Below are 25,478 nucleotides of genomic sequence, written 5' to 3'. Positions count from 1 at the left end.
ATGCTGATTGTTGTTGCCGTGATCTCGTCTCTCGATCACTGGGTATCCTCTGCCGCCGGCGGCGCTGGCTGATCTGCTGCCACCGCGGGGCGAGAATCACGCTGTTGGTCATATAAAGTACTGTTTTTATAGCGATCATGCAGATAACGCAAGAGCACCATGATCACGGCCGCCACCGGCAGGGCCAATAGAATGCCGGTAAAGCCGAACAGCTGGCCGCCCGCCATCACTGCGAAGATGACCGCGACCGGATGCAGGCCGATCTTGTCGCCCAGCAGCAACGGCTGCAACACCACACCTTCCAGCAGCTGGCCGAGCGCGAAGACTCCACCGACCGCCAGCAGCGCCCACCACTCGCCAAACTGGAAGAAGGCCACCGTGGCCGCGATCAGGATACCCACGATGACGCCCAGATACGGCACGATGCTGGCAAGCCCCGCCACCAGGCCGATCAACAGCGCGAACTTGAGCCCGATGATCGCCAGGCCAATGGCGTAGACGATACCCAGACTCAGCATCACCAGCAGCTGCCCGCGCAGGAAGGCGCCCAGTACCTCATCACAGTCATGCGCCAGACGCGTGGCGGTAGGCTCCATATGGCGCGGCAGCAGGCCCTGCAGTTTCTCCTTCATGCGGTCCCAGTCGAGTAGCAGATAGAAGGTGACGACGGGAATCAGCGCCAGATTGCCCAGCCAGATGGCCATCGCCAGCCCGGACTTGGAGACGGTGCCCAGCAGCGCGGCGGCGAAGGTGCCGGTCTCTTTCCAGTTGCCCAGCAGCAGCGAGCGGACCTGATCGAAGTCGGCGCTGAAATCCAGCCCGGTGAATGACTGGATTTCCGGCAGCACCGTCTCGCGTATCCAGTTGAAGACCACCGGCATGAAGCTGATCAACTGCGCCAGCTGACGCCCGAGCAGCGGCACCAGCACCAGCAGTGCGATCAACAGCACCACCGAGAGCACGCTGAACACCAGCGTGACCGCCAGATGGCGCGACAGGCCCTTGTCTTCCAGCCAGTCGGCCAGCGGGTCACCCAGATAGGCGAGAATCATGCCGATGAAGAACGGCATCAGAATCGGTTCGAGCATCACCAACAGGCCGAGGAAGGCCACGCCTGCGGCCAGCAACCACCATTTACGCTGCATCTTCACTCCTTGAGACAAGCCGTGGGGCACTCGTGACGGCTGACTGCCGACGGCGCACGCATCACCCATTGTTGCCTGTCGCCGAGTCACCCACAAGACACGCGCCGCTCACGCGTCTGACATTGCCTCCCCCGGCGCCACCCAAGGTGCGACAAGGCCTGCCATGACTGGCGTGGCGGCCTTTTCACATTTTGATGCGGTTTTGTGAATCGGCACAGTGTCAGCCGCGAAGCGCAATGCTACAATGGCCGCCTTTCTTTTCCCGCGATCGATCGTGTCTCACCGCCCAGGCCGCACCGACAGGAACCTCACATGACGCAACGCCCCCAGGACTCCTCGCCCAGCAAGACTTCCTTGAGCTACAAGGATGCAGGTGTCGATATCGATGCAGGCAACGCCCTCGTCGAACGCATCAAGGGTGTCGCCAAGCGCACTCACCGCCCGGAAGTGATGGGTGGTCTGGGTGGCTTCGGCGCCCTGTGCGAACTGCCGGCAGGCTATCGCCAGCCCGTGCTGGTCACCGGCACCGATGGCGTGGGCACCAAGCTGCGCCTGGCCATGGACCTCAACCGTCACGACACCATCGGCATCGATCTTGTCGCCATGTGCGTCAATGATCTGGTGGTCGCTGGCGCCGAGCCGCTGCAGTTCCTCGATTACTACGCCACCGGCAAGCTCGACATCGACATCGCCGCTGACGTCGTCACCGGTATCGGCGAAGGCTGCCTGCAGTCCGGCTGCGCGCTGGTCGGCGGCGAAACCGCTGAAATGCCGGGCATGTACGAAGGCAGCGACTACGACCTGGCCGGCTTCTGCGTCGGTGTGGTCGAGAAGTCCGAGATCCTCGACGGCAAGAAGGTCGGCGCAGGTGACGTGATTCTGGGTCTGGCCTCCTCCGGCCCGCACTCCAACGGCTACTCGCTGATCCGCAAGATTCTCGAAGTCGCCGATGCCTCCCTGCTGGAGCAGGAAATCGACGGCCAGCCGCTGGCTGACGCCCTGATGGCGCCGACGCGCATCTACGTCAAGCCGCTGCTGTCGCTGCTCAAGGAAAGCGGCCTGTCCGTGCATGCCATGTCCCACATCACCGGTGGCGGCCTGCTCGAGAACATCCCGCGTGTGCTGCCGGAAGACTGCACCGCCGAGATCGACGTCGCCAGCTGGAAGCGTCCGGCGGTCTTCGACTGGCTGCAGCAGCAGGGCAACGTCGAAGAACACGAGATGCACCGCGTGCTGAACTGCGGTGTCGGCATGGTCGTGGTCGTCGCTGAATCCGACGCCACCGCCGCGCGCGCTCACCTGGAAGCCCAGGGCGAGACCGTCTTCACCCTCGGCAGCATCCGCGCCCGCAACGGCATGGAAGAGCAGGTCCAGCTGGAGAATCTGTCCGCATGATCGAACCGAATACCAACGCCTCCAACGGTGACACTCTCGGCGGCTTCGGCAACGGTTTCGAGGCAGACGATGCGCCGGTTCGCCCGCGCGTCGTGGTACTGATTTCCGGCAGCGGCAGCAATCTGCAGGCGCTGCTGGAAGCACAGGAACACGACGAGCTGGGCGGCGACGTGGTCGCGGTCATCTCCAACAAGGCTGATGCCTATGGCCTGGTGCGTGCACGTGACGCCGGCGTCGATGCCGTGGCGCTGCCGCATGAGGAGTATGAGTCCCGCGAGCATTATGACGCCGCGCTGATCAAGGTGATCGAGCGTCATGAACCGGACCTCATCGTGCTGGCCGGCTTCATGCGTATCCTGTCGCCGCTGTTCGTGCAGTACTTCTTCGGGCGTCTGATGAACATTCACCCGTCGCTGCTGCCGGCCTGGCCGGGGCTTGATACCCATCGCAAGGTATTGGAAGCCGGCGAGAAGGAACACGGCGCCAGCGTGCACTTCGTCACAGAGGAGCTCGACGGTGGCCCGGTCGCGATCCAGGCCGTCGCCAACGTGCTGGAAGGCGATGACGAAGCCAGTCTCAAGGAGCGCGTGCACACGCGTGAGCACCTGATCTACCCGATCGCGGTGCGCTGGTTCCTCGAAGGCCGCCTGAAACTCGACGGTGAAGTGGCCAAGCTCGACGGCCACAATCTGCCGGTGGGCGGTCTGCGCCTCTCCCACGCCGATGTGGAAGAAGAGCTCAGCGATGAGCTGCCGGAAGGCGAAGAGGACTGATCAGTCTGCTGGCAAGGCCGACTGAGCTGACAGCAAGCTGATAGCAAGTTGATAGCAAGCTGACAGCGAGCTGAAAACAGAAGACCCCGCGACATGCCGATGTCGCGGGGTCTTCTTGTTTTCAAGCTTCACTTCTCTCTCGGCGGCTTTCGCTTTCAGAAGGTGTAACTCACCCCCACCTCCCCGCGCGCCGTCACCTCATCCCAGGTCTCGATACCGGCGCCCAGATGCAGCATGGCATTGCGGCCCAGCTGCATGCGCCAGCCGCCATCGACACGCAGGTAGTTGTCGCTGCCGCGATCGAGATCCTCGCCGCGGTAGGCATTGGTCGGCAGGCTCGCCAGACGCACCTCGGCGCTGTCAGCGTCGTCATCCAGACGCTTGCCGTAGGCCAGCTCACCGTAGAGGCCAAAACCTTCTGCAATGGCGCGGTCGACCATGAAGCCGGCCTCGACCCGGCGATCGCGCAGCGTCTGATCCGAGACGCTCAAGGCGTTGGCGGCAGAACCGGATTCGGTGTAGCCATCGATGTCGGACTCGGTATGGCGGTAGGCCACGAAGGGCGCGTTGTACCACAGCGACTCGGCGGCGGTGAGGCGATAATCGAGACGCGCCTCGGCGCTGAAGCCATCGCCATCGGTCTCACCGGACAGGGTGCGCGATGACTGGCCCAGCGCGACATGGCGATCGAGGTCGTAATCGAAGTCGCCGTAGCTGGCCACCGCCTGGACGCCAAACCTGCCCAGCTGCTGACGCGCGAACAGGCTGAACACCTGGCCTTCCAGCTCAAGCTCGCTGCCATCATCGACATCGAAGTCCGCATTGCGCTGACTGACCGCAACGCCGCCCCAGGCCTGGCCGAGTGCGTTGTCCAGCGGCAGCATCACGCCGACACCCGCACCGCGCTGCTCGCTGTCAAAGCCCTGCTGGCCGCTGGAAGTCTCGCCATCGCCGGTGCCGCCACTGGCCGAGCCGATGGCGAACACGCGCACGCCCTCCCCTGAGCGCCTGTCCTGCGCACCGGGACGCAATTCATCGCCGAGGCTGCGCTGACTGGCATTGAGCGCGCCCGTGCCCAGCTGCGGTGCCAGCCCCAGCACCGAGGGCGCGGCGAGCATCGCATAGGCGTAGTCGGCCAGAATCTCCTGGCCGGCGGTGGTCGGGTGCACGCCATCATTGAACAGCAGCTTGTCGGGGTCTTCCGCAGCGCCGCCCAGCCCGTAGGGCGTGACGTTGCAGCTGTCCGAGAAGCACACCTGGGTCAGCGGCACGTCGCTGGCGAAGCCGAACTCGGCCGGTGATGCCAGCACCTCCTCGAGAATGCCGACGGTGTCCAGGCGGATGATGTTGACTTCGCCATCCAGCGCCGCCAGTCGCGCGCCCAGCGCATCATTGAAGACGTCTACCAGCGCGGAGGTCCCTGCCGCCTGCGCCGCGCCCGCCGACTGGCCGGCCGGGGTGCTGCCGACATCCGGCAGGTTGGAAACCATGATGGTGGTGGCACCCGCCGCTGCCAGCGCCTCCACCGCGGAGGCCAGATTGCCGGCGGAGGCGACCGCCGTGGCCGGCGAGGTGATCACGCCCTGCAGGAAGTCGTTGCCACCGCCATTGACGTAATAGAGGGCGTCCGGGTCGGCACTGCCGCCGGTGCTGACCAGATAGCCATCCTCGACCCTGAGCACCGTGCCCGCACCGGTACTGCCAGGCGGGATGACCACCTCGGAGCCGTCTTCATCGGTCACCGAGGCCAGAATCTGCGCCGTGGTATAGCCGCCCACCGCGTAGTTGGTGCCGTCACTGAAGCCGGCCAATTGATAGATCACCGAGGTGGAAGGCTCGGCCGCCAGCCCCAGTTCCGTGGCCAGCAACTGGGTCGAGACGCTGCCATAGGCCGAGTTCTCGTAATCCGGGCCGCTGCGGTTGGTGAAACGCAGACTGTTGAGGCCACCCAGGGTGGTATCGGGGAACTGGCCGGAATCGCTCAGGCTGTCGCCGAAGAGATAGAGATTGGAATAGGCCTGCGCAGGAGTCGCCAGCAAGGTGGTGCTGATGGCGAGAGCGAGACCGCTGAGGGTGAAACGTCGGACCAGGCCGCTGGCGCTGGCCGGCGGGAATACAGCGCGATGTGAACGCGATGGCATGGCGTGCCCCTTGCTTGTGGGAGGTATCCGTCCTGCAGCCACTCTGGGGGTGGCCTGCAGACAAGCATAGGCAATAAAACGAGTGATTGAATCACGTGTTTTGTTCAACTTCCGGCTAAGACTCAGCGCCTTGCGAGCGTGTCACGTTCTCGCTACCTGCCACCGGCGCCTCTCTTGCCACCGTTATCTCTTTCTTGCCACCGTCGTCACACGTCGCCACGAGCAGGCACAAAAAAAGCGCCTCCCGAAGGAGGCGCTCCTGGCTTGCCACACTCTTGTCTTGCGGCGTGCGGGGCACTTGCGTGAACGCAGTCCCCAGGCGCGCAGCAAGGGGTATCAGGTACGCGGCAGTGTCACGCCACGCTGGCCCTGATACTTGCCGCCGCGATCCTTGTAGCTGGTCTCGCAGACTTCATCGGACTCGAGGAACAGCATCTGCGCCACGCCTTCGTTGGCGTAGATACGCGCCGGCAGGTTGGTGGTGTTGGAGAACTCGAGGGTGACGTGGCCTTCCCACTCCGGCTCCAGCGGCGTCACGTTGACGATGATGCCGCAACGCGCGTAGGTGGACTTGCCCAGGCAGATGGTCAGCACGTTACGCGGAATGCGGAAGTACTCGATGGTACGGGCCAGCGCGAAGGAGTTGGGCGGAATCACGCAGGAGTCGCCCTTCACGTCCACGAAGCTCTTCTCGTCGAAGTGCTTGGGGTCCACCGTCGCCGAATGGATGTTGGTGAAGACCTTGAACTCATCCGAGCAGCGCACATCGTAGCCGTAGCTGGAGGTGCCGTAGGAAATCACACGGCGCTCATCGTGAAAGCGCACCTGATCGGGCTCAAAGGGTTCGATCATGTCGTGGCTTTCGGCCATGCGACGGATCCACTTGTCGGATTTGATGCTCATCGAGCGTACCTGACTGACTGATGGGGAGAGACGCGTGAGCGCCATGAAACGCGGGCCAGCATGATACCGGCCCGCTGTGTCGCTGGAAACCTCGGCACGCGCGGCTTGCGCCTGGCGCGTCGGGCTCAGCTGAAGCTGATGCTCGGGCCTTCGTCCGCACCGGCACTTTCCAGTGACTCGGAGACCTGACGCGCGATGGCGCGGAAGCTCGCGGCCACTTCGCCGTCCGGCTCCGCGATCACGCTCGGGCGACCGCCATCGGCATTCTCGCGAATGCTCAGGGTCAGCGGCAGCTGGCCCAGCAGACGAGTCTGGTACTCATCGGCGATACGCTCACCACCGCCCGCGCCGAATACCGCTTCGCTGTGGCCACACTGGCTGCAGGTGTGAGTGCTCATGTTCTCGACCACCCCCAGCACCGGCACCTTGACCTTGCGGAACATCTCGATGCCCTTCTGGGCATCCAGCAGCGCGATGTCCTGCGGCGTGGTGACGATGACGGCGCCAGAGACCGGCACCTTCTGCGACAGGGTCAGCTGGATGTCACCGGTGCCCGGCGGCATGTCGATCAGCAGCACATCAAGCTCGCCCCAGGCGGTCTGGTTGAGCAGCTGCTGGAAGGCACCGGCGACCATCGGGCCACGCCAGACCATCGGGTCCTTCACGTCGACCAGATAGGCCATCGACATGGTCTTGATGCCATGCGCCTCGATGGGGCTGAAGACCTGCTCACCGGCCATCTCCGGACGCTGGCCGGTCGGCACGCCGAACATCTGCGCCTGACTCGGACCATAGATGTCGGCGTCCAGCAGGCCGACCTTGAGACCTTCCGCCGCCAATGCCAGCGCCAGATTGGCGGTGACGGTGGACTTGCCGACGCCACCCTTGCCGGAAGCGACCGCGACAATGTGCTTGATACCTTCCATACCTTGAAACTCCTGTGACGGCCTGCGCGGCGCGATGGATGTGGCGCGCAGGCGTCTGAACTGTCAGCGAAAAAAGCCGTGGAACACGATGGGCACAGTATGCCTGCCACCGCTACACGGGCCAAGCCGATGAAGCATGTCCATGGTAGCCATGCCTCAGGAAGCCATGGCCTTGGGGGCAAATCAGAAGCGCACGTCTCAGAAGCGCACGTCGACCGGCAGGAAGCGCCACTCGCCCGGCGCCATGCGACCGAGCAGAATCGCGCCCAGACGCAGACGACGTACCTCGATCACCTTGAGGCCCTGCTCCTCGACCGCGCCGCGGATACCCCCCACCGGCACTCGCTTCATGGCGATGCGCAGACGGGTGTCGCTCTGCCAGCTGATGCTGACCTTGGGCTTGCGGCCGCGGATGTCGGCGCACAGCGCGAAGCCGATACGCTTGAGGCCTTCGTCATCCAGTGTCCCTTCCACTTCGACGACGTACTCCTGCTCCAGCTGGTCGAGGTCATCGCCCAGCTTGCGGATCACGCCACGGTTCTGTGACCACACCGCGAGACCGGATTCATCTTCGCCGAGCTCGGCCAGCGGCTGCTGGGACAGGAAATGCACCTTGAGCCAGTCGGCACCGCTGTTGTCGAGCGCACTGCGCGGCGCGCCGTCACGCAGGGTCAGCGGGTCCGGCAGCGGCGTGCCCGGCGGCTGATACCAGACCAGGGTCAGCGGCTCGATGGGTGCCATGCTGGCGCCTTCATCGACGGTGACCTCCTCATCGGTAACCTTGAAGAAAGGCGCTTCCACGATCTCGCCCGCGACACGTACCACCCCCTTGGCGATGAGATGCTCGGCCTCACGGCGCGAGATGCCCTGCTGATGGGCCAGAAACTTGGAAAGACGGACGGGTTCGGTCATGGGGACTCTCGAGGCAGCGACGCAGGCAACAGGCAGAGCAGCAGCACGCAGAAGCGCAGATAAAAAGAAGTGGGACAGCCTGACAGGGTCATCAAGGCTAGCCCGCCATGATAACGGCATGCGCCGAGGATGGCACGGACGAGACGCGCTGAAGATGCTAGGCTGCGTGGCCAGAAATCGGCGCAGTGTGCTTGAGCAGATCATTTGATGCGCCTTACCAGGTCCTTTGACGCTCTCCGCCAGCGCATCTGATCCGCTACGCCTGGTCATCCGCCCTTCTGACGCAAGCGATCTGGCTGCCTCTGGCACGCCTGATCATGCACTGACAGGCGCGATGCGCTGCCCGCGCCATCGCTACGCAACCGCGTGGTGACACTTGCGGAACCCTTTGCGCGGCAAAGCGTCAGAGTTGCGTTGAAGCTCACTCTGGGCCATACAAGGTCAGGGTCAGGCAAACTGATGCGCTTGCGCGTCGACTGTCGCTACCGAGGAAGCCGGTGGCCAACGCTTCAGTCTCCGTCAGTGACTCGCCAGCCGAAGGTGTGCGATCAACCCGGATTGACCCTGCGCGCCATCCCGCCTTGCTGCGCTTCCCAGGCCACGTTCACAGGTATCTTGCATGCGTTTACCCCTCATACCGCGCCGCCCACTGACTCACACTCGGCGCTACGCCATCAGCAGTGCACGCACGCTGCGTCATCTGGTACTGATCTTCGGCCTGACGCTGGCCGCGGGCTGCTCCGCGCCGCACGCCTCGGACGCGCCTGCCGCCCCGACCACCGCGGCCAAGGCAGCCGTCAAGGCCGAACGGCTGGAAAGCCTGCTGGTGCAAGGCGAGAGCGATGTGCCCGAGAGCCTGCTGCTCAGCAAGGCCGGCGCCAAGGCGATCGACCCCAACGGCCAGCGTCCGGTGGATGACCCGCTGACCTGCCTGGCGCGCGCCGCCTACTGGGAAGCCAAGGGCGAAGGCAGAAGCGGCATGCAGGGCATCGTCAATGTGGTGATCAACCGCGCCGCCGACCCGCGCTTCCCCGACAGCCTGTGCGGCGTGGTCAAGCAGGGTGGCGAAAGCGGCAGCTGCCAGTTCTCCTGGTGGTGTGACGGGCGCTCCGACCGCATTCGCGAACCCGCCGCCTACGCCGAGGCACGCGACGTGGCCCGTCAGGCGCTCAACCATCAGCTGGAAGACGTCACCGACGGCGCCCTCTACTTCCACGCCCGCTACGCCACGCCCTACTGGGCCAAGCGCTTCGTGCGCACCGCGCGCATCGGTCAGCACCTGTTCTATCGCAACTGACTCACCCTCTCACCAGGGCATGACGGGTAGAACCATCACCAGCAAGTTGCCTGACATGCCGCACGCCAGCGCCATGTCACGTACAAGACCGTGACGGGAAGACCGTACAGGAAACAGACAAACCAGAAGGCCCCTGATGATTCACTCATCAGGGGCCTTCTGGGGCATATCATCACTCAATCTTCAGAAATGGGCCGAGTCCGACTACTTCGCTACCACTGTCTTCAGATACTGCCCTATCTCGGAATGGTGCAGGATGGACGAGACCGGCAAGATGTCGTTGGCTGGCCCCCATGCAAAGACGTTGACTGGCGTATGGGTGTGCGTACCAGTCCCCCAGACGGTGTTTTGCTGTGTCGCCAATGCCCGCGCCAGCAGGTTGCCGCGATCGTTATAGGGGAAGAAGGCGTCGAAGTCGTGAACTGCCGGCACCTCGCTGACCCCGAGGTAACTATGTCCATCCACATGATAGGGGTTGGGCTTGTTGGCCAGTACTTCAGCTGCCTGGGCTTCGGTAATCTGGAAGTCACTATTGCCATTGACAGCCGCCATCAAGCGCGCCGGTGTGCGCTCACCTTGCGGTAGTGCCTCGAAATCACTGAGCAGCTCGTAATAGGTCTGCTTCTGCTCATAGAGACTGTCCAGAATCGAGAAGTCACCAAAATTGAAATTGGGAGCGTAATCCTGATCTGCGAATGCAGGGCCTGATTTCTTCTGCGCTGCCGGTAAATTGGCGCTGGAATAACTGAAGCCGAATGCCCCCGTCTCATGGTCGGCCGTTACCAGAATTATTGTATCGTCTCGCTCTCGCGCCCAGTCATAGACACCTTGCACGGCCTCATCGAACTTGATCAGTTCATTGAGCATGGTGCCCGCATCATTGGAATGCGCGGCCCAGTCGATCTGGCCACCCTCGACCATCAAAAAGAAACCATCATCATCCTGTTCCAGCATTGACAGTGCTTTCTGGGTCATCTCATGCAGGGTCGGCTGCTGACGCTGTGGGTCATCATGGCTATCTCGATAGCTGATACCATCCGCCATACCCGAGTTGGCGAATAGCCCCAATACCTTGGTGCCATTGAGTGCGGCCATCTGATCACGCGTAAAGGCTAGCCCATAGCCTTGATCTGCAGCTTCCTGGAGCAGATTTCGTTCATCCTTGCGCTTGGAGGTTGGCGACCAGGCACCTTGCATCAGCGTCTCGACACTGCCCGCGCTTTCCCCCGGCTCACTGACGGACTGTGGCACGAAGTGACGCAACCCTCCCGACAGCATGACATCCGGCCCGGTCATGAGCATGTCTTCGGCAATGGCATTTTCCAGTGAACGATGCGGCTGGTGGGCGGCGAAGGCCGCCGGAGTCGCGTGGGTCAGGCGCGTATCGGACACCAATCCGGTGGCCTTGCCGACTCGTTTGGCAAGCTCGAGGACGGTTTCCACCCGATTACCCTCTGAATCTATGCCGATCACCTCGCCCCCGGTGAAGATACCCGTCGAGAGCTGAGTCGCTGAACAGGCCGAATCCACTACCACGGCATCTTCAGGGTGAGTCAATGAAGCGCCCACCACGCCTTCCTTCGCCAGCTGGTAGAGTGCCGTCGAACGCCCCTGATATATCGAATCCGGCGCACGATTGGCGTATGTCTCCAGCATGCCAACCTGCTGGGGCCCCATGCCATCGCCAATCATCAGAATGACATTCTTGATCTCTGCCGCATTGGCCAGCGGCATCCAGCTCATGCTTCCCGTCAGCGCAACGACGGCCCACCCTTTTCGACACCATCGTCCTTGCCAGTTCTGATGAGGCATCATCATGGTCATCTCCCGTGTTCCCTTGTCATTGATGGCATCCGTGTTACCCGGGCACATACGATACTCGTGCAAGTCTGTACGTCTGTGCTCGAACGGAGCGCTTATTGGTCAGAAATGAATCGCAATCTGCTCACATGGCGGCACTCAAGGTGCCAGCTGGAGCATGCGCTTCACTATTGACGACGCAAGCAGAGCCGTCCATATCAATGGCCCGGCGACAGGATAATTCATGACGAAAGGATGACGTGAAGATGTCAGATTAATGACAGACGACACTGCGACCCGAAGCCGCAAACACGACGCCCCCGCTGCCATTGGCAACGGGGGCGTCTGCTTGGGGGTGTCGTAATAGGGGCGTGTGCCTAAGGGGTGGACAGGGACACCCTTCCCAAAATTCCTGACGGATCAGGTGTCTGGCTGCGCCGCCAGCTTGGTGCGGATGAACTCGCTGTGGCTGACGTGCAGCAGGCCGGCAAGACGGCGGATGCGATGCTCTTCCTGCGGGTCCAGCTCGCCATCGGCGTAGGCCAGCTCCCAGAGCATGCCGATCAGCTCACTGCGCTCCTCAAGGCTCATGTGCTCGTTGAGCTGCTTGACGAAGCGGTAGTGGTCCGTGGCCTGCTCGGCATCCTGCTCGGCCTGGGCCAGCAGGCTGGCAAGTTCCTCACCCCCCAGCGAGAAGCGCTCGGCCAGCTGGCGCGCCAGGGCTTCACGCTCGCGCACATCGAGATGGTCATCGGCGCGTACCACCTCGAACATCAGCACGGCCATGGCGAGTTCCGGGCCGGGCTCCTCGTTGGGGCGGGCGTTGCTGCCGGGCATCATCACCTGGCGGATGAGACGATTGATCTGACCGGCGACGGATAGCTGTGCTGGCATGCTGACCTCCAGGAACGGAAAATGTAGTGTCCTTGAATCCTTCATGAGGGCAGCGGCACGGGTTGCAACCTCGCAGTTGCGCACGCCAGCGTTGCCGGTGACGCGACGCGCCCTTCGCGCCGCCCGCACCTTCGCGATATAGTAGCGCCCATCCCGACGGGGCGATGCGTTCGCCCCTTATCACGAGTCATCCCGGCGAGTGGCTGCGCACTGCGCAGCAGGCGCCCTTTACCGTCAAGACGAGGCCTCATGTCAGCGCGCAAGATTCTGGTCACCAGTGCCCTGCCCTACGCCAATGGGTCGATCCACCTGGGTCACCTGCTTGAGTACATCCAGACCGACATCTGGGTACGCTTCCAGAAAAGCCGTGGCCACGAATGCCATTACGTGTGCGCCGATGACGCCCACGGCACCGCCATCATGCTGCGTGCCGAGCAGGAAGGTGTCACCGCCGAGCAGCTGATCCAGCGTGTGAGTGACGAGCACCAGGCCGACTTCGCCAAGTTCGGCGTCGGCTTTGACAACTATCACTCCACCCACTCGCCGGAAAACCGCGCCCACAGCGAGCGCATCTATCTGGCGCTGCGCGATGCCGGCCATATCGCCACGCGCGATATCGAGCAGATGTTCGATCCGGTCAAGGGCCTGTTCCTCGCCGACCGCTTCATCAAGGGCACCTGCCCGAAGTGCAAGACCGAAGACCAGTACGGCGACAACTGTGAAGCCTGCGGCGCGGCCTACACGCCGGCTGAGCTGATCGATCCGGTCTCGGCCATTTCCGGCGCCACGCCGGAAATGCGCACGTCCACCCACTACTTCTTCAAGCTGCCGAACTTCGCCGAGTTCCTGCAGGAGTGGACCAAGAGCGGCCGCGTGCAGAGCCAGATTTCCAACAAGCTGCAGGAATGGTTCGAGGCGGGTCTGGCCGAGTGGGACATCTCCCGCGATGCGCCCTACTTCGGCTTCGAGATTCCCGACGCGCCGGGCAAGTACTTCTACGTATGGCTGGACGCGCCGATCGGCTACCTCGCCAGCTTCCAGAACCTGTGCGAGAAGCAGGGCATCGACTTCGACAGCTACTGGAAGGCCGATTCCGACGCCGAGGTCTATCACTTCATCGGCAAGGACATCGTCTACTTCCACGCCCTGTTCTGGCCGGCGATGCTGGAAGGTGCCGGCATGCGCACCCCGACCGGCGTCAACTGCCACGGTTTCGTGACCGTCAATGGTGCCAAGATGTCCAAGTCGCGCGGCACCTTCATCAAGGCCGACACCTATGCGCAGTTCCTCAACCCGGAATACCTGCGCTACTACTTCGCCGCCAAGCTGACCTCCGGCGTCGATGATCTCGACCTCAATCTCGACGACTTCACCGCCCGCGTGAATTCCGACCTGGTCGGCAAGGTGGTCAACATCGCCAGCCGCTGCGCCGGTTTCGTCAAGAAGTTCGGCGACGGCAAGCTGTCCGCCACCTGCGCCGAGCCGGAGCTGGTCGAGCGCTTCATCGCCGCTGGCGAAGGCATCGCGGCGGACTTCGAAGCCCGTGAATTCGCGCGCGCCATGCGCAAGGTGATGGAGCTGGCCGATGAAGCCAACACCTACATCGCCGACAAGGCGCCGTGGGCGATGGCCAAGGAAGACGGCCGCGAGCAGGAAGTGCTCGACGTCTGCTCCGTGGGCATCAACCTGTTCCGCCAGCTGATGGTCTATCTGGCGCCAGTGATCCCGGAGCTGACCGACAAGGCGCGCGACTTCCTGAACCTCGAGAGCCTCGACTGGGCCAGCCGTGAAAGCGTGCTGACCGATCATGCGATCAACAAGTTCAAGCCGCTGCTGACCCGCGTCGAGCCGGAGCGCATCGACAAGATGCTCGAAGCCTCGCGCGAAGTGCTGGTCGAGGAGCAGAAGATCAAGGACGGCACCGCCAAGGCCGAAGCCGCGGCCGCGCCGAGCCCGCTCGACGCCGACCCGATCGCCGACGAGATCGACTTCGATACCTTCATGAAGACCGACCTACGCGTGGCGAAGATCGTCAAGGCGGAGCACGTCGAGAAGGCGGCCAAGCTGCTCAAGCTGACGCTGGATATCGGTGGCGAGACGCGCACCGTGTTCTCCGGCATCAAGTCCGCCTACGCGCCGGAAGCGCTGGAAGGCCGCCTGACGGTGATGGTCGCCAACCTGGCGCCGCGCAAGATGCGCTTCGGCGTGTCCGAGGGCATGGTGCTGGCCGCCGGTGACGACGAAGGCATCTACCTGCTGGAGCCGCACACCGGCGCCAAGCCGGGTCAGCGCGTCACTTGATCCACTGATGATGCGCCGAGGGCTCTTTGCGATACCACGCTGAGGGCTCTTCAGGACAACGCCCCGCCAGAGACTCTCTGGCGGGGCGTTGTCGTTCATGCGTCACATCCGGTCGGCGGGGCGGCTACTCGTAGCGGCGACCGGCATGCTCCAGCCAGCCATCCACATGGCGGCCACCGGGATCATGATGCGTCCAGTGGATCACGCCGCCCTTGTCGGTCCACTCATATTCGCCGTAGAAGCCGATGCGATCACCGACCTGAAGACTGTCGATGCGTGGCGCGAGATCGATGTTGTGCGCCACCAGAATGGTGGTGCCGCCCGCCACCCGGATCAGGAACTTCTGATGACGGCTGCCCTTGAGATCGTCCCTGAGCAGACGCGTCACCTCGCCCACGCCCCGCACCTGCACATCACTCTGCTGGGCACTGATGGCGCGCCTGAGTCGACTCTCGTCCGCCGAGGAAGCGCCTTGCCCCTGCGTCGCCTCGGCCTGCGGCGACTGGAAGTCATTCCACAGCTGGGAGAGCGAGAAATTGCCATTGCCCGTCAGCTGCGAGATGCCCGCCATCGCCACCACCAGGATGATGACCCATAACGGCCGACGGCCGCGTGTTCCTGTCCTGCGCATATCCCGCTCCTTGTGCCACTCCGGATGACGTGAAAGTCTCTGATCACGCCATAATCAATAAAAGTAATAAAGGAATTCTTCTTTATTACTTCAAGAACCAAGCAAAACGCGAAACAATGGTCGTCTCATGCTGGCAACACTACGCCTCGCTTGCCACGCTACAGGCTGTCGGCCAGCAGCATCTTGCGTATAATACCGCCGCGCTCGACGATCCCCTGCCCTGCAGCTTCCTGACAGCTTGCGGCAGCAACAGCCCTGATCGCCTGCGAGTGCCGGTTCACGCATGCCGCGAGCACGGAAGCGCCTTCGAAACACCCTGACCGAGCGACGCCCCTGATGAGTGAATACCTTCTTATCCTGATCAGCACCATCCTGGTCAACAATTTCGTACTGGTGCAGTTCCTCGGCCTGTGCCCCTTCATGGGTGTCTCCAACAAGCTGGAGTCCGCGATGGGCATGTCGCTGGCCACCACCTTCGTGCTCACGTTGTCGTCGATGTGCGCCTACCTGACCTATCACTTCATCCTCGCGCCGTTGGGGCTCGAGTACCTGCGCACCATCGCCTTCATCATGGTGATCGCCGTGGTGGTGCAGTTCACCGAGATGGTGGTCAAGAAGACCAGCCCGCTGCTCTATCAGGTGCTGGGCATCTTCCTGCCGCTGATCACCACCAACTGTGCGGTACTCGGCGTGGCGCTGCTGACCCTGAACCGCAATTCCAGCTTCATGGAAGCCACGCTCTACGGCTTCGGCGCGGCCGTCGGCTTCTCGCTGGTGCTGGTACTGTTCGCCGCCATGCGCGAGCGTCTGGCCGTCGCCGATGTGCCGCGTCCCTTCCAGGGGCCGGCCATCGCGATGATCACCGCCAGCCTGATGTCGCTGGCCTTCCTCGGCTTCTCCGGACTGGTGCAGATCTGACATGCTCGAATTCTTCAACGACCATACGCTGATCTCTGCCATCGTCGCACTGGTGGCCATGGCCGTCGTCTTCGGCGGTCTGCTCGGCTTTGCCGCCGTGGCCTTCAAGGTCGAGGGCGACCCCATCGTCGAGCAGATCGACCAGCTGCTGCCGCAGACCCAGTGCGGCCAGTGCGGCTATCCGGGCTGCAAGCCCTACGCCCAGGCCATCGCCGAAGGCGACGAGATCAACAAGTGCCCGCCGGGCGGCGAGAGCACCATCGCCTCGCTGGCCGACCTGCTGGGCCGCGAGGCCACACCGCTGGATGGCGACAGCGACAACACGCCCAAGGTGGCAGTGATTCGCGAGGACGAATGCATCGGTTGCACCAAGTGCATCCAGGCCTGCCCTGTCGATGCCATTCTCGGCGCCGCCAAGCACATGCACACCGTGATCGCCGACGAATGCACCGGCTGCGACCTGTGTGTCGAACCCTGCCCGGTCGATTGCATCGACATGGTGCCGGTCGCCACTGACGTGCGCAGCTGGCACTGGCCGCAACCGGCGGGCCCGACCCGCGACAATGCCCGCTTCAGCGGCAATCTGATCGTGACCGATGCCGCCGATTCTACTGCCACATCTGCAAGGAATGTCGCCTGATGGTTCTGTCGTTACTCAAATCCATGGTGACTTCCTCACGCTCCTCTGCCACGGCGGAGGCGGAACACACGCAACAGGGTCAGGGCGCGCCGCGCGTGTTCGACTTCCACGGCGGTATCCATCCGCCGGAGCACAAGGCGCTCTCCAACCGCGCCCCGCTGGTAGCCGCCCCGCTGCCCCGTGAGGTGGTACTGCCGCTCAGCCAGCATATCGGCGCGCCCGCCCAGCCACTGGTGGAGATCGGCCAGCGCGTGAAGACGGGCGAGCTGATCGCGCGCGCCCAGGGCATGATCTCCGCCCCGGTGCATGCCAGCATCACCGGCGTGGTCACCGCCATCGAGCCGCGTCAGATTCCCCACGTCTCGGGCCTGGAAGACCTGTGCATCGTGATCGAGCGCGACGGCGAGATCGATGAATGGGCGCGCCTGGAAGCCTGGCGCGACTGGCGTCAGCAGGAAGCCCAGGACCTGATCCAGCGTCTGCAGGACGCCGGCGTGGTCGGCCAGGGCGGTGCCGGTTTCCCCTCGGCGGTGAAGGCGCGGGTGCGTGAGCGCCACGCCATCGACACCCTGATTCTGAACGCGGCGGAGTGTGAGCCTTACATCACCGCCGATGACCTGACCATGCGCACGCATCCGGAAGCGCTGATCGAAGGGCTCGAGATTCTCGCCAGCCTGATCGGCCCCGAGTGCATCCTGATCGGTATCGAGGACAACAAGCCCGAGGCCGTCATCGCGCTGGAACAGGCGATTCGCGCCCGCCGCGCCGACAAGCGCCTGCCGCCGCTGGATTCACGCCTCGAAGTCGTGGTGGTACCGACCAAGTATCCCTCCGGTGGCGAGAAGCAGCTGATCAAGCTGCTGACTGACCGCGAAGTGCCCAGCCGTGGCCTGCCCGCCGATGTCGGCGTGGTGGTGCACAACCCGGGTACCGTGCGCGCCGTGCAGCGTGCAGTGTGTTTCGGCGAGCCGATGATCTCGCGCGTCGTCACTCTGACCGGCGAGGCGTTGCAGCACCCGCACAATGTCGAGGCGCGCCTGGGCACCTCCATCGCAGACCTGCTGCGTCTGGCGGTGCCGGCGCCGACGGGCATCGCACGCTTGGTAATGGGTGGCCCGATGATGGGCTTCACGCTCGAGAGCGACGCCCTGCCGATCATCAAGACCACCAACTGTCTGCTGGCCTCCTCCCCCGAGTCACTGCCGGTACCGGTGGTCGAGCAGCCGTGCATCCGTTGCGGCATGTGCGAGCAGGCCTGTCCGGCCGAGCTGCTGCCGCAGCAGCTCTACTGGTTCTCCAAGGCACGCGAGTTCGACAAGGCCGAGCTCTACAATCTGGCGGATTGCATCGAATGCGGCGCCTGCTCCTATGTCTGCCCAAGCCAGATTCCGCTGGTGCAGTATTACCGCTTCGCCAAGGGCGAGATTCGCAGCGCCCAGCACGAGGCGCGCAAGTCCGAGCGCGCTCGTCACCGCTTCGAATTCAAGCAGGCGCGCATGGCGCGCGAAGAAGCCGAAAAGGAAGCCAAGCGCCAGCAACGCGCTCAGGCGGCCCAGAAGTCCGCCGCCGCCCGCGCCGATGCCAGCGCCGCCGCAGACACGACTTCGGCCTCGGCCACCACAGCCACCACAGCGGCCGCCGCTGCCCAGCCGGCTCCGGCCACCGACATCAAGGCCTTCAAGACAGCGCGCGCCGCGGCCAACATCGCCCTCAAGAAGGCCGAGAAGGCTCTCAAGGCAGCGCAGGATGGCGGTGAGAGCGCCGAGAGCGATATCGCCAAGCTCGAGGCCAACGTGACCGCGGCCAAGGCCAAGCTCGCCAGCGCCGAGAGCGCCCTCAAGGCCGCCAGCGAGGCCAGCGAGTCAGCTGCCCCGGCGGCTGCCCCCGCCGCCGATCTCAAGGCGCTCAAGACGGCGCGCGCCGCGGCCAATATCGCCGTCAAGAAGGCCGAGAAGGCCCTCAAGACCGCCCAGGACAGCGGTGAGGGTGATATCCCCGCCCTCGAAGCCAGCGTGACGGATGCCAAAGCCCGACTGGCCAAGGCCGAAGCCGACCTAAAGGCCGCCAGCGAGTCAGCTACCCCTGCGGCGGCCGGCACTTCCGCGACAGGCGCGGCTGCCCCGGCAGCCGACCTCAAGGCGCTCAAGACGGCGCGCGCCGCGGCCAATATCGCGGTCAAGAAGGCCGAGAAGGCCCTCAAGACCGCCCAGGACAGCGGTGAGGGCGACATCTCCGCCCTCGAGGCCAGCGTCACCGAGGCCAAGGCGCGCCTTGCCAAGGCTGAGGGCGACCTCAAGGCAGCGACCGACGCCGCTGGCGCTGCTCAAGGCGCTGATAAAGGCCCTGTGGCAAGCGCTGCGGCTGGCTCTGCTCAAACCACTGATACAGGTGCGGCTGGCTCTACTGTCAACGCTGCTGCACCAGCAGCTGCGGCACCCAGCGCCGATATCAAGGCACTCAAGACGGCACGCGCCGCGGCCAATATCGCGGTCAAGAAGGCCGAAAAGGCCCTGGCCCGCGCCAGCGAGAGCGGCGAAGGCGATATCGAGGACCTGCAGACCCTGCTGGCTACGGCCCAGGAAAACCTGCGTGCCGCCGAGGTGCGCCTCAACAGCGCGCAAGCTGGCAGCACTGACGCGACGCCTGCCGCCAAGGGCGCGGGCGAATTGATTCCCGAGGCGCCCAAGCCCGCTGCGGGTTCAGTCGGGCGTGGCAGCATGGCCAGCAACGTGACGCTCTCTCAGGCCGAGATCGAGGCATCACGCGCCGAGAACCTCGCCAAGCGTCACAAGCAGGTCAGCATCGCGGTCAAGGCGGCCGAGGCGGCCCACCGCAAGGCAGAGGCGGCATTGAGCGAGGCGGATGACGAAAACCGTCAGCGCCTGGCGACCAAGGTCGACCGCACGCGCCGCAATCTGGAACACGCCCGCGAGTCATTGGCCGAGGTGCAGGCACTGGTGGACGCCCAATGAGTGACCTGAGCCCAATTACCGCGCCAATGGCGACTCATCCTGAAGCACGCCTCGTGTCATTGCCCATTTACCGCAAGGATCTGACCGTCTCATGAGCCTGATGCATGCAAGCTCCCCCCATGCCCACGGGCCAACCGCCACCTCGCGCGTGATGGCCTGGGTGCTGGCCGCGACGCTGCCGGGTATCGCCGTGCTGTGCTGGCACTATGGCTGGGGTGTGCTGTTCAACCTCGTCTTCGCCTGTCTGGCGGGTGTTGCCCTCGAGGCACTGCTGCTCAAGCTGCGTGGCCGTCCGGTCAGCTTCTTCCTCAAGGACAATTCCGCGCTGGTGACCTGCGTGCTGCTGGCGGTGTCGTTGCCGCCGCTGGCGCCCTGGTGGCTGGTACTGACCGGCGTGATCGCGGCCATCGTGGTCGCCAAGCAGCTCTACGGTGGCCTGGGCCAGAATCCGTTCAACCCGGCGATGGTCGCCTACGCGCTGCTGCTGATCTCCTTCCCGGTCGAGATGTCGCGCTGGTCATCCCCGGATGGCTTCACACTCGGCTTCACTGACAGCCTGCAGCAGTTCTTCGGCGTGATCGCCACGCCAGACGCCCTGACCGGCGCCACGCCGCTGGACGCCTTCCGCAACAAGGGCGAGCTTTCCAGCAGCGAGTTCTGGGCAGACCCGAGCCTGCTGCCCGCCGCCAACCTGCTGGCCTGGCAGCAGACAGCCATCGCCTGGGGCCTCGGCGGTCTGGTGCTGCTGGCGCGTCGCCTGATCACCTGGCATATCCCGGTGGCGATGCTGGGCAGCCTGGCGGTGGTCTCCGCCATCTTCGCCTTCGTGGATGGCGAGCAGCACGCCAGCCCCCTGTTCCACCTGCTGTGCGGTGCGGCGATCTTCGGCGCCTTCTTCATCGCCACGGACCCGGTCACGGCGGCGACCTCCAACAAGGGCAAGCTCTATTACGGCGTCGGCATCGGCGTGCTGATCTACCTGATTCGCACCTTCGGTGCCTATCCTGACGCCATCGCCTTCGCGGTGCTGCTGATGAACTTCAGCGTGCCGTTCATCGATTACTACACCCAGCCACGCAGCTATGGTCACAAGAAGGCCCGTCGCGGCATCAAGCTGGAGGACAAGGCATGAGCCTGACGCCTGATCAGCCCGAACAGCAAGCCCAGGCCGCGCAGGGCCTGAAGCACACCATCGCGCGGGCCGCGCTGGGCCTGGCGGTCTTCGCCGTCGTCACCGCCGGCGTCGTCGCCGTGACCCAGATGACCACCGCCGAGACCATCGCCGACAACGAGCGTGCCGCCCAGAGCGCGGCGCTGGCCGAGATCATCCCGCCGTCGCTGCACGACAATGACCTGCTCGACGCGGCCTTCGCCCTGCCGCCCTCCCAGGTGCTGGGTCTGGAGAGCGCCGATACCGGCTGGCGCGCCACCCGAAATGGCGAGACCGTCGCGGTGCTGCTGCCGGTAGTGACCGGCAAGGGTTACAGTGGCGACATCCGCCTGCTGGTCGGTATCCGTGCCGATGGCAGCGTGGCCGGTGTACGCGCCGTCAAGCACGCCGAGACACCGGGGCTGGGCGACAAGATCGAAGCGCGCAAGTCCGACTGGATTCACGAATTCGATGACCAGACGCTCAGCTCGGTGGAATGGAAGGTGAACAAGGATGGCGGTGATTTCGACCAGTTCACCGGTGCGACCATCACCCCGCGTGCCGTGGTGGGTGCCGTTCGTCAGGCATTGATCTACTTCATGGCGCACCGCACGGCGTTGCTGGCCGGCGACAGCGAGACGCTGACCGCGACCCGCCGCGCCGCCAAGGCCCAGCAAGACACGCAAGCTCCCACCGCTGATGGCACGCTCACGCCATCAGCGCCTTCTGAACACGGCGGAGACGAACCCCATGAGTGATATCTCGCTTGGCAAGATCAGCCGCGACGGCCTGTGGGACAACAACCCGGCGCTGGTACAGCTGCTGGGCCTGTGTCCGCTGCTGGCCGTCACCGCCAGTGTCGTCAACGCCATCGGGCTGGGGCTTGCCACGCTGCTGGTGTTGATCGGCTCCAACGTGGCGGTGTCGCTGATCCGCAATCTGGTGCCTTCTGCAGTGCGCCTGCCGGCCTTCGTGATGATCATCGCCTCGTTCGTGACCTGTGCCGAGCTGCTGATGAAGGCCTACACCTATGAGCTCTATCAGATTCTCGGCATCTTCATTCCGCTGATCGTCACCAACTGCGCGATTCTCGGGCGTGCCGATGCCTTCGCCGCCAAGCATCCCGTGCTGCCGGCGGCCACCGATGGCCTGATGATGGGGCTGGGGTTCATGGCCGTGCTGGTGCTGCTGGGTGGCATGCGTGAGCTGTTCGGCCAGGGCACGCTGTTTGCGGGCATGGAACTGCTCGTCGGGCCGATGGCCGCCGACTGGCAGCTGACGATCTTCCCGGACTACTCCTTCCTGTTCCTGGTGCTGCCACCGGGCGCCTTCTTCTGCATGGGGCTGATCATCGCGGGCAAGAAGACCATCGATGAGCGACTCGAGCAGCGCCGCAAGGCAGCCAACGCCGATGCGCCCAAGGTGTCGCGTCGTGTGCGCGTGACCGGCACCATCTCCTGAGCCCCTCTCACACAGGCTGTCAGCCCGCTGGCTGACAGCCTGTGTCGACGATGCCCGCTCCCAAGCCCTTACCGCCGTACCCGAGATACCATGAACGCCCAGAAACGCCTCGAGATCTTCACCCGCCTGCGCAACGAGAATCCTGAGCCACGCACCGAGCTTGCCTGGTCAACGCCCTTCGAGCTTTTGATCGCGGTGCTGCTGTCGGCGCAGGCGACGGATGTGGGCGTCAACAAGGCCACGGCGAAGCTGTATCCGGTCGCCAATACGCCGGAGAGCATCCTCGCGCTGGGCGTCGAGGGCCTGAAGGAGTACATCAAGACGATCGGCCTGTTCAACACCAAGGCCGAGAATGTCATCAAGACCTGCCGCATGCTGATCGAACGGCATGGTGGCGAGGTGCCGCAGACCCGCGAGGCGCTGGAAGCGCTGCCCGGCGTGGGCCGCAAGACTGCCAACGTGGTGCTCAACACCGCCTTCGGTCAGCCGACCATGGCGGTGGACACGCACATCTTCCGTGTCTCCAACCGCACGCGCATCGCCCCGGGCAAGAACGTGCTGGAGGTCGAGCACAAGCTGATGCGCCATGTGCCCAAGGAGTTTCTGGTCGATGCCCACCACTGGCTGATCCTGCATGGCCGCTACACCTGCGTGGCACGCAAGCCGCGCTGTGGCAGCTGCATCATCGAAGATCTCTGCGAGTACAAGGACAAGGTCGACCTGTAACGCCTCAAGGCACGAGGATTTGATGACCCCTTCATGGCCAGGGGCTTGATGACTGGGGCTTGATGACTGGGACTTGATCACCAGGCGCCTGGCAAAAGCCCCGATCCTGCGTGGCCTGCCTGCGTGGCCTGCAGCGTGGCCTGCATGCATGATCGTTGATTGAGCATGAACCCTTCCTCCCCGCCTATTCAACCGAGCGGCAACGTAGACTGAGCGCACAGACCGTCGCCTCAGGAACCTGCCATGACCGCACCTTCCGATGCCGGGGATCGCCGCTCTCCGCGCCCAGAAGGCTCCGACGATTCCCGCCAGCCTGATGACAGCTGCCTGCACTCGCGCCTGCAGGAGATGTCGTCACGTCTCGAGGCACTGGAAGCCGAGAACCACCTGCTGCGCACCCTGGTCGACACCCACCCCGACATCCTGTTCATCAAGGATGCCAAGGGGCTGTTTCGCTACGCCAATCGCACCCTGACCGAATTCTATGGCACCTCGCGCGAGGACATCATCGGGCGCGATGACAGCCATTACACCGGCAATACCGAGCAGAGCCACTTCTTTCGGCGCAGCGTGGAGCAGGTGCTCAGCAGGTTCGAGCGCGAGACGGTCTTCGAGGATGCCACCGACGGCACCACCGGCGAGGTCAACCACTTCCGCTCCATCAAGCAGCCCTTCCATGACATTCACGGCCAGCCGCTGGTCGCCGTTCTGGCGCACAACATCACCACCGAAGTCCGTGAGCATGAGCGCAAGACCCGCCAGATCGACCACATCTATGACACCTCGCTGGAAGGCTTCTGGGACTGGAACATCCTGACCAGTTCCGTGACGCACAATCGCCGCTGGTCACAGATTCTGGGCATCCCGGAGAGCGAGCTCAGCAACAGCCTGGAAGAATTCGCAAGCCTGCTGCACCCCGAGGACAAGCCCGAGACGATGATCGCCATCCAGGACTGCATGGCGGGCAAGACGGCCTATTATCACCGCCACCGCATGCTGACCCGCGGTGGCGACGTGGTCTGGGTGATCGACAAGGGCGATGTCATCGAGCGGGACAGCGAAGGCAATCCGCTGCGCATGATCGGCTCGATCACCGATATCACGCGTATCGTCGAATCAGAGGCCCTGCTGCACCAGCACAGCCGCTTCGACTCACTGACCAAGCTGGCCAACCGAGCCACGCTGATCGACAGCCTGCAGCAGGCCATCATCATCACCGACGCCCGTGACACCCACGGCGCGCTCATCTTCATCGATCTGGATCACTTCAAGAAGATCAACGACCTGCTGGGGCATACCACCGGCGACCATCTGTTGATCGAGGTGGCGCATCGCCTGAGCTCCACGGTGCGTGACAGCGACCTGGTGGCGCGCTTCGGCGGGGACGAGTTCGTCATCCTGGTACAGCCCCTGAGCCATGATCCGCAGACTGCCTGTCGCGAACTGGATGAGCTGATGGAGCGCCTGCAGCAGGCGCTCAACCAGCCGTATTCGCTCTTGGGCCCACAGTCGCAGCCGCTGCAACATCACAGCTCGGCGAGCCTGGGCAGCATCATGTTCCATGATCGCCATCTGAGTGCGGAGGAGCTCATCCGGCGCGCGGATATCGCGATGTATCGCGCCAAGGAGGCCGGGCGCAATCAGACCGTCCGCTTTGATCCCAGCATGCGCGTGGAGCTTGAGCGCGCCGTTCAACTGGAAAATGACCTGCGCCGCGCCATCGAGAATGAAGAGCTTTACGTGGAACTGCAGCCGCAATTCGATCGGGGGCTCAAGCTGGTCGGCGCCGAGTGCCTGTTGCGCTGGCGACACGCCAAGCTCGGCAATATCTCGCCCTATGAATTCATTCCGCTGGCCGAGAAGAGCCAGCTGATCGACAGCCTCGGCGACTGGGTACTGGAGCAGGCCTGCAAGCTGCTGGAGGACTGGCAGAAAGGCACCGCCTTCGCGAAGATCTATCTGTCGGTCAATGTCAGCGTCAAGCAGCTGGACTCCCCTCACTACGTCGGCAATGTCGCCAAGGCACTCAGTCAGCACACGCTTGACCCGCAATATCTGCAGCTGGAGCTGACCGAAAACGTCTTCGCCACCGACATGCCCGCCACGGTGGCACGCATGCACGAACTGCGCTCGCTGGGCCTGCGCCTGTCACTGGATGATTTCGGCACCGGCTTCTCCTCCCTGACCTACATCAAGCACCTGCCCTTCGATGAGCTCAAGGTCGACCGCAGCTTCGTCAATGATCTCGAGAACGACGAGATGAACCGCCGCATGGTGAACTTCATGGTACAGCTGGGGCGTGAGCTGGGCATGTGCGTGGTGGCGGAAGGCGTCGAGACCCCCAGACAGCGCGAACTGCTGCTGGAGATGGGCTGTGATGCCCTGCAGGGCTATCTGATGGACAAGCCGATGGCGATCGAGGCATTCACCGCCAAGTATCAGCTCGGATGACAGCGCATCCGCGTCTTTCATGGCACACTGGGGCCTCTTTTC

At 63.8% G+C, this 25,478-nt stretch carries 21 protein-coding genes; 13 read left to right on the top strand and 8 right to left on the bottom strand.

Translation table 11 applies throughout. The annotated features are described in order from the left end of the window. Nucleotides 1-35: 35 nt before the first annotated feature. Nucleotides 36-1,145, bottom strand: coding sequence for an AI-2E family transporter (locus tag MSG32_RS02290; protein ID WP_043334110.1), 1,110 nt, complete (start codon nt 1,143-1,145; stop codon nt 36-38). Between the two features lie 312 nt (nt 1,146-1,457). On the opposite strand from MSG32_RS02290, the gene purM reads away from it, so the two are divergent. After that, nucleotides 1,458-2,540, top strand: coding sequence for a phosphoribosylformylglycinamidine cyclo-ligase (gene purM / locus MSG32_RS02285; RefSeq protein WP_054556274.1), 1,083 nt, complete (start codon nt 1,458-1,460; stop codon nt 2,538-2,540). Continuing rightward, on the top strand, nt 2,537-3,313 hold the full coding sequence (purN, locus tag MSG32_RS02280; protein ID WP_054556275.1) for a phosphoribosylglycinamide formyltransferase: 777 nt from the start codon (nt 2,537-2,539) through the stop codon (nt 3,311-3,313). The genes purM and purN overlap by 4 nt, the downstream gene beginning before the upstream one ends. A 155-nt stretch (nt 3,314-3,468) precedes the next feature. On the opposite strand, the gene MSG32_RS02275 is transcribed toward purN, so the two are convergent. The 4 genes from MSG32_RS02275 to MSG32_RS02260 form a co-directional block, all read right to left on the bottom strand. Next, entirely contained in the window at nt 3,469-5,454 is a 1,986-nt protein-coding gene (locus MSG32_RS02275; RefSeq protein ID WP_248377292.1) for an autotransporter domain-containing protein, read from the bottom strand. Between the two features lie 336 nt (nt 5,455-5,790). After that, a complete protein-coding gene (dcd, locus tag MSG32_RS02270) occupies nt 5,791-6,357 on the bottom strand; it encodes a dCTP deaminase (protein ID WP_043334107.1) in 567 nt (188 codons plus the stop codon). Nucleotides 6,358-6,482: 125 nt separating this feature from the next. Next, on the bottom strand, nt 6,483-7,319 hold the full coding sequence (gene apbC / locus MSG32_RS02265) for an iron-sulfur cluster carrier protein ApbC (RefSeq protein ID WP_276315243.1): 837 nt from the start codon (nt 7,317-7,319) through the stop codon (nt 6,483-6,485). 162 nt (nt 7,320-7,481) lie between these two features. Next, nucleotides 7,482-8,195, bottom strand: coding sequence for an RNA pseudouridine synthase (locus tag MSG32_RS02260; RefSeq protein ID WP_159055855.1), 714 nt, complete (start codon nt 8,193-8,195; stop codon nt 7,482-7,484). A gap of 619 nt (nt 8,196-8,814) precedes the next feature. Between MSG32_RS02260 and MSG32_RS02255 the strand changes: the two genes are divergently transcribed. Continuing rightward, nucleotides 8,815-9,492 (top strand): cell wall hydrolase, encoded by a 678-nt coding sequence (locus MSG32_RS02255; protein ID WP_248377284.1) that lies wholly within the window; start codon nt 8,815-8,817, stop codon nt 9,490-9,492. Nucleotides 9,493-9,696: 204 nt separating this feature from the next. Here the strand turns inward: MSG32_RS02255 and MSG32_RS02250 are convergent, their stop codons facing one another. Together MSG32_RS02250 and MSG32_RS02245 are read right to left on the bottom strand one after the other, a co-directional pair. After that, nucleotides 9,697-11,316 carry an alkaline phosphatase gene (locus MSG32_RS02250; protein WP_248377282.1) on the bottom strand — a complete coding sequence of 540 codons (1,620 nt, stop codon included), beginning with the start codon at nt 11,314-11,316 and terminating at the stop codon, nt 9,697-9,699. Nucleotides 11,317-11,712: 396 nt separating this feature from the next. Then, nucleotides 11,713-12,186, bottom strand: a complete 474-nt coding sequence (locus MSG32_RS02245; protein ID WP_248377280.1) for a TerB family tellurite resistance protein — start codon at nt 12,184-12,186, stop codon at nt 11,713-11,715. Nucleotides 12,187-12,435: 249 nt separating this feature from the next. Between MSG32_RS02245 and metG the strand changes: the two genes are divergently transcribed. Beyond that, complete coding sequence (gene metG / locus MSG32_RS02240; protein ID WP_043334104.1) at nt 12,436-14,487, top strand: methionine--tRNA ligase; 2,052 nt, start codon at nt 12,436-12,438, stop codon at nt 14,485-14,487. A 124-nt stretch (nt 14,488-14,611) separates the two neighbouring features. Here metG and MSG32_RS02235 read toward each other — a convergent pair whose 3' ends face one another. Further along, entirely contained in the window at nt 14,612-15,118 is a 507-nt protein-coding gene (locus MSG32_RS02235; protein ID WP_248377278.1) for a DUF3465 domain-containing protein, read from the bottom strand. A gap of 29 nt (nt 15,119-15,147) precedes the next feature. Here MSG32_RS02235 and MSG32_RS02230 point away from each other — a divergent pair, with 29 nt between their 5' ends. From MSG32_RS02230 to MSG32_RS02190, 9 genes are all read left to right on the top strand, one after another. After that, complete coding sequence (locus MSG32_RS02230) at nt 15,148-15,438, top strand: hypothetical protein (RefSeq protein ID WP_152965392.1); 291 nt, start codon at nt 15,148-15,150, stop codon at nt 15,436-15,438. A 16-nt stretch (nt 15,439-15,454) separates the two neighbouring features. Next, on the top strand, nt 15,455-16,036 hold the full coding sequence (rsxA, locus tag MSG32_RS02225; RefSeq protein ID WP_043334102.1) for an electron transport complex subunit RsxA: 582 nt from the start codon (nt 15,455-15,457) through the stop codon (nt 16,034-16,036). A gap of 1 nt (nt 16,037) precedes the next feature. Continuing rightward, complete coding sequence (gene rsxB / locus MSG32_RS02220; protein WP_043334101.1) at nt 16,038-16,676, top strand: electron transport complex subunit RsxB; 639 nt, start codon at nt 16,038-16,040, stop codon at nt 16,674-16,676. After that, on the top strand, nt 16,676-19,648 hold the full coding sequence (gene rsxC, locus MSG32_RS02215; RefSeq protein ID WP_248377276.1) for an electron transport complex subunit RsxC: 2,973 nt from the start codon (nt 16,676-16,678) through the stop codon (nt 19,646-19,648). Before rsxB ends, rsxC begins: the two co-directional genes overlap by 1 nt. 91 nt (nt 19,649-19,739) lie before the next feature. Continuing rightward, nucleotides 19,740-20,780, top strand: a complete 1,041-nt coding sequence (rsxD, locus tag MSG32_RS02210; RefSeq protein ID WP_248377274.1) for an electron transport complex subunit RsxD — start codon at nt 19,740-19,742, stop codon at nt 20,778-20,780. Continuing rightward, nucleotides 20,777-21,556 (top strand): electron transport complex subunit RsxG, encoded by a 780-nt coding sequence (rsxG, locus tag MSG32_RS02205; protein ID WP_192837644.1) that lies wholly within the window; start codon nt 20,777-20,779, stop codon nt 21,554-21,556. The genes rsxD and rsxG overlap by 4 nt, the downstream gene beginning before the upstream one ends. Next, on the top strand, nt 21,549-22,259 hold the full coding sequence (locus tag MSG32_RS02200; RefSeq protein WP_043334099.1) for an electron transport complex subunit E: 711 nt from the start codon (nt 21,549-21,551) through the stop codon (nt 22,257-22,259). Before rsxG ends, MSG32_RS02200 begins: the two co-directional genes overlap by 8 nt. A 90-nt stretch (nt 22,260-22,349) precedes the next feature. Then, on the top strand, nt 22,350-22,985 hold the full coding sequence (nth, locus tag MSG32_RS02195) for an endonuclease III (RefSeq protein ID WP_043334098.1): 636 nt from the start codon (nt 22,350-22,352) through the stop codon (nt 22,983-22,985). A 243-nt stretch (nt 22,986-23,228) separates the two neighbouring features. Further along, entirely contained in the window at nt 23,229-25,436 is a 2,208-nt protein-coding gene (locus MSG32_RS02190) for an EAL domain-containing protein (protein ID WP_248377271.1), read from the top strand. The last annotated feature ends 42 nt before the right edge of the window (nt 25,437-25,478 follow it).

This window comes from Cobetia sp. 1CM21F, assembly GCF_023161745.1.
Classification (GTDB): domain Bacteria; phylum Pseudomonadota; class Gammaproteobacteria; order Pseudomonadales; family Halomonadaceae; genus Cobetia; species Cobetia amphilecti.
The sequence above is the reverse complement of the archived record's forward strand: the minus strand, read 5'-3'. Positions and strand labels throughout refer to the sequence as shown.

Bases quoted from the DNA above. Each gene is read 5' to 3' on its own strand.
- MSG32_RS02290 (WP_043334110.1), bottom strand. From the start codon at position 1,145: ATGCAGCGTAAATGGTGGTTGCTGGCCGCAGGCGTGGCCTTCCTCGGC.
- purM (WP_054556274.1), top strand. From the start codon at position 1,458: ATGACGCAACGCCCCCAGGACTCCTCGCCCAGCAAGACTTCCTTGAGC.
- purN (WP_054556275.1), top strand. From the start codon at position 2,537: ATGATCGAACCGAATACCAACGCCTCCAACGGTGACACTCTCGGCGGC.
- MSG32_RS02275 (WP_248377292.1), bottom strand. From the start codon at position 5,454: ATGCCATCGCGTTCACATCGCGCTGTATTCCCGCCGGCCAGCGCCAGC.
- dcd (WP_043334107.1), bottom strand. From the start codon at position 6,357: ATGAGCATCAAATCCGACAAGTGGATCCGTCGCATGGCCGAAAGCCAC.
- MSG32_RS02260 (WP_159055855.1), bottom strand. From the start codon at position 8,195: ATGACCGAACCCGTCCGTCTTTCCAAGTTTCTGGCCCATCAGCAGGGC.
- MSG32_RS02255 (WP_248377284.1), top strand. From the start codon at position 8,815: ATGCGTTTACCCCTCATACCGCGCCGCCCACTGACTCACACTCGGCGC.
- MSG32_RS02250 (WP_248377282.1), bottom strand. From the start codon at position 11,316: ATGACCATGATGATGCCTCATCAGAACTGGCAAGGACGATGGTGTCGA.
- MSG32_RS02245 (WP_248377280.1), bottom strand. From the start codon at position 12,186: ATGCCAGCACAGCTATCCGTCGCCGGTCAGATCAATCGTCTCATCCGC.
- metG (WP_043334104.1), top strand. From the start codon at position 12,436: ATGTCAGCGCGCAAGATTCTGGTCACCAGTGCCCTGCCCTACGCCAAT.
- MSG32_RS02235 (WP_248377278.1), bottom strand. From the start codon at position 15,118: ATGCGCAGGACAGGAACACGCGGCCGTCGGCCGTTATGGGTCATCATC.
- rsxA (WP_043334102.1), top strand. From the start codon at position 15,455: ATGAGTGAATACCTTCTTATCCTGATCAGCACCATCCTGGTCAACAAT.
- rsxB (WP_043334101.1), top strand. From the start codon at position 16,038: ATGCTCGAATTCTTCAACGACCATACGCTGATCTCTGCCATCGTCGCA.
- rsxC (WP_248377276.1), top strand. From the start codon at position 16,676: ATGGTTCTGTCGTTACTCAAATCCATGGTGACTTCCTCACGCTCCTCT.
- rsxD (WP_248377274.1), top strand. From the start codon at position 19,740: ATGAGCCTGATGCATGCAAGCTCCCCCCATGCCCACGGGCCAACCGCC.
- rsxG (WP_192837644.1), top strand. From the start codon at position 20,777: ATGAGCCTGACGCCTGATCAGCCCGAACAGCAAGCCCAGGCCGCGCAG.
- MSG32_RS02200 (WP_043334099.1), top strand. From the start codon at position 21,549: ATGAGTGATATCTCGCTTGGCAAGATCAGCCGCGACGGCCTGTGGGAC.
- nth (WP_043334098.1), top strand. From the start codon at position 22,350: ATGAACGCCCAGAAACGCCTCGAGATCTTCACCCGCCTGCGCAACGAG.
- MSG32_RS02190 (WP_248377271.1), top strand. From the start codon at position 23,229: ATGACCGCACCTTCCGATGCCGGGGATCGCCGCTCTCCGCGCCCAGAA.